Annotated in this window: 3 protein-coding genes and 1 pseudogene; all 4 read right to left on the bottom strand. The window is 78.2% G+C overall.

What is annotated here, in order from left to right:
- The coding region (locus N866_RS17555) for a hypothetical protein (RefSeq protein ID WP_034228993.1) at positions 1 to 678 on the bottom strand (678 nt) is incomplete at its 3' end.
- Positions 679 to 707: 29 nt separating this feature from the next.
- Positions 708 to 2,000, bottom strand: a complete 1,293-nt coding sequence (locus N866_RS17550) for a DUF58 domain-containing protein (protein WP_034228990.1) — start codon at positions 1,998 to 2,000, stop codon at positions 708 to 710.
- Positions 2,001 to 2,003: 3 nt separating this feature from the next.
- Positions 2,004 to 3,137, bottom strand: coding sequence for an AAA family ATPase (locus N866_RS17545; protein ID WP_245612655.1), 1,134 nt, complete (start codon positions 3,135 to 3,137; stop codon positions 2,004 to 2,006).
- Positions 3,134 to 3,320 (bottom strand): annotated as a pseudogene (locus N866_RS21620) (DUF4350 domain-containing protein); the annotation flags it as partial. The pseudogene N866_RS21620 and the gene N866_RS17545, both read right to left, overlap by 4 nt.

Here is a 3,320-nt window from a genome sequence, read left to right as displayed (position 1 = left end):
ACCGACGGCCCAGGGCACGGCCGCCCGCACGCCGTCCGCAGCGCCGCCGTCCGCGGCCGGTCCGCCGGACCCGCCGCCCACCGCCTGACCGTCCTGGGCGTCGGCGAGCACCGCCTCCCACCGCGCACTGCGGTCCGTCTGGAAGTCCGCCAGCGTGACGGGGGCCCCTGCGAGCCCGCCGGACCGCTCCGGCAGCAGCGCGCGGACCGTGCCGTCCTCGCCGAGGACCAGCCAGTCGCCCTCGTCGGTGACGAGGCGCTCCCCGGGGGCGAGGTCGCCGAGCGCCCGGGCCAGCTCGACGTCGTCGTCGGACCCGGCGAGCACGACCCGGTCCAGGCCGGGGTCGCGCCAGGCGGTCCGCGTGCCGCCGTCCTCGGCCGCGACCCACTGCTCGGCGGTCTCGACCGGCGCGGCGACCGCGTCGCCGTCGCCGCGCAGGAACGCCGTCGTCCAGAGCCAGACCTCGTGCACGGCGTCGGTCCCGAGGACCTCCTCGGCGTCGCGTCGGTCCTGGGCGCCGTCGACGGCGGCGGGCAGAGCGGCCGGCACGGCGAGCGCCGCGAGCGGCACGGCCAGGGTCGCCACGAGGGCGATCGCGACGACGAGGGCGAGGGTGCGCGTCCGCCGACGGCGGCGCTCGGCGGACGAGGGGCGCCCGGGGCGGGAGGGTGCGGCCATGCGGCGAGGGTGCCACACCCGGCCCGGCGTCAGAGCCGCCCGGCGGCCTTGAGCGCGAGGTACGTGTCCGCGAGCCGCGGGGCGAGGTCGTCGGGCAGGGCGTCGACCACCTCGACGCCCCGCTGCCGCAGCCGCACGCTCACGGCCGCGCGCTCGAGCTCGGTCCGCTCGGCCGCGGCGGCGTCGTAGACCTCGCCGGAGCCGCCGCGACGGGCGCGCAGCGCGGCGACCTCCGGGTCGGCCACCGAGGCGAGCACGACGGTGTGGTCGTGCGCGAGCGGGCCGACCACGGGCAGCAGGCCGCTCTCCACGGCCGCGGGCTCGAGCGACGTGAGGAGCACGACGAGGGCCCGCTGGGACAGCCGCTGGCGCACGGCCCCGACGACGCCGGGCCAGTCCGCCTCGACGAGCGTCGGCTCGAGCGGGGCCAGGGCGTCCGCCAGGGCCGGCAGCAGCCGCGGCCCGTTCGCGCCGGCCACCTGGGCCCGCACCCGCCGGTCGTAGGCGACGAGGTCCACGCGGTCGCCGGCCCGCGAGGCGAGGGCGGCGAGCAGGAGCGCGGCCTCCATGGAGGCGTCGATGCGCGGCAGGTCCCCGATCCGGGCGGCGGACGTCCGCGAGGTGTCCAGGACCACCAGGACCCTCCGGTCGCGCTCGGGGCGCCAGGTGCGCACGACGACCTCGGACCGGCGGGCGGTGGCGCGCCAGTCGATTGATCGCACGTCGTCCCCGATGACGTACTCCCGCAGCGAGTCGAACTCGGTGCCCGGGCCCCGTACCTGCACCGCGGTGCGGCCGTCCATCTCCCGCAGCCGCGCGAGGCGGCTGGGCAGGTGGCGCCGGGACGCGAACTCCGGCAGCACGCGCAGACGACCGGGCACCACGACCGACACCTGGCGAGCCGCGAGGCGCAGCGGGCCGTAGGACCGGACGGTCACGCGGTCCGCCAGGCGGTCGCCGCGGCGGGTGGGGCGCAGCGGCGTGACGAGTCGGCGGGCCTCACCCGCGGGGACGTCGACCTCGTGGCGGTTGCCCGCGGCGCCCGCCGACGGCTGCCACGCGTCCCGGACGGTCGCGCGCAGGCGGCGCGGGGACCGGTTGGTGAGCACGACCGTCGAGCGGGTGGCCTCCGTCAGGCGGACCGACCGCGGCACCGAGCGCGCGATGGCGACCTGGCGCGGTGAGGCGGCCAGGGCGACGTCGACCGCGCACGCGACGACGACGAGCAGCGCCCACAGCAGGGCGGTCGCCGTCGCCGGCAGCAGGGCGACGGGCACGAGTCCCAGCGCGGCCAGGGCGACCGCGCGCCAGGTGAGGGCCATGCGTCAGCGGGGGACCGGGACGGCGGCCAGCACGGTGTCCAGGACGCTCTCGGCGGTGACGCCCTCGAGCTCGGCCTCCGAGCGCAGCTGCACCCGGTGCCGCAGCGTGGGGTGGGCGAGCGCCTTGATGTCGTCGGGCGTGACGTAGCCGCGGCCCGAGAGCCAGGCCCACGCGCGCGCCGTCGTGAGCAGGGCGGTGGCGCCGCGGGGCGAGACGCCGAGGGAGAGGGACGGGGACTGCCGGGTCGCGCGGACGAGGTCCACGGCGTACCCGAGCACCTCCGGGGCGACCTGCACCCGGGCGACCTCGGCGCGGGCCGCAGCGAGCTGGGCCGCGTCCGTCACCGCGCGCACGCCGGCGCCCGCGAGGTCACGCGGGTCGAACCCCGCGGCGTGCCGCCGCAGCACCTCGATCTCCTGGTCCCGCTCGGGGACGGGAAGCGTGAGCTTGAGCAGGAAGCGGTCGAGCTGCGCCTCGGGCAGGGCGTAGGTGCCCTCGTACTCCACCGGGTTCTGCGTCGCGATGACGAGGAACGGGTCCGGCAGCGGGCGGGGCTGCCCGTCGACGGACACCTGGCGCTCCTCCATGGCCTCCAGGAGGGAGGCCTGCGTCTTGGGTGGTGTCCGGTTGATCTCGTCCGCGAGGAGGAGGTTGGTGAAGACGGGGCCCTCGCGGAAGGAGAACTGCGCCGTCCGCGCGTCGTAGACGAGCGAGCCGGTGACGTCGCCGGGCATGAGGTCGGGCGTGAACTGCACCCGCTTGGTGTCCAGCTGCAGCGCCGTGCTGAGGGTCCGCACGAGCAGCGTCTTGGCGACGCCGGGGACGCCCTCGAGCAGGACGTGCCCGCGGCACAGCAGGGCGATGACCAGCCCGGTCACGGCGGCGTCCTGCCCGACGACGGCCTTGCCGACCTCAGCCCGCAGGGCCGCGAGGCCCTCCCGCAGCTCGCGCGAGGGGGTGAAGCCGTGCGCCGGGGCGTGCGTGCCCGCGTCGAGGGCGTGCGCGCCCGTGGCGGCGGGGGCGGAGGTCGTGCGTGCGGGGTCGGGGGTCGGCGCGGGGTGCGCGGACGTGCCGGCGTCGCCGACCGGTCGGGCCTGCTCGTCCGGCCGGTACTGGTTCCAGGTGGGGTCGGTCACGTGCGGTGAACCTCGCTCTCGAGCTCGTCCAGGTGACGCGCGAGCCGCAGCAGCCCGTCGTCGTCGGTCGGTGGTGGTCCGTACAGGAGGGCCGAGACCTGCTCGGCGGGGCGCCGGGAGGCCCGGGCGACCGCGTCGACGACGGCCGGGGCGCCCGCGGACCGCGGCAGGCCGAGGCGGGCG

Origin of the sequence: Actinotalea ferrariae CF5-4, from assembly GCF_000603945.1 — a bacterium.
Classification (GTDB): domain Bacteria; phylum Actinomycetota; class Actinomycetes; order Actinomycetales; family Cellulomonadaceae; genus Actinotalea; species Actinotalea ferrariae.
Note: the sequence above shows the minus strand (reverse complement) of the source record. Positions and strands in the feature narration are given on the sequence as shown.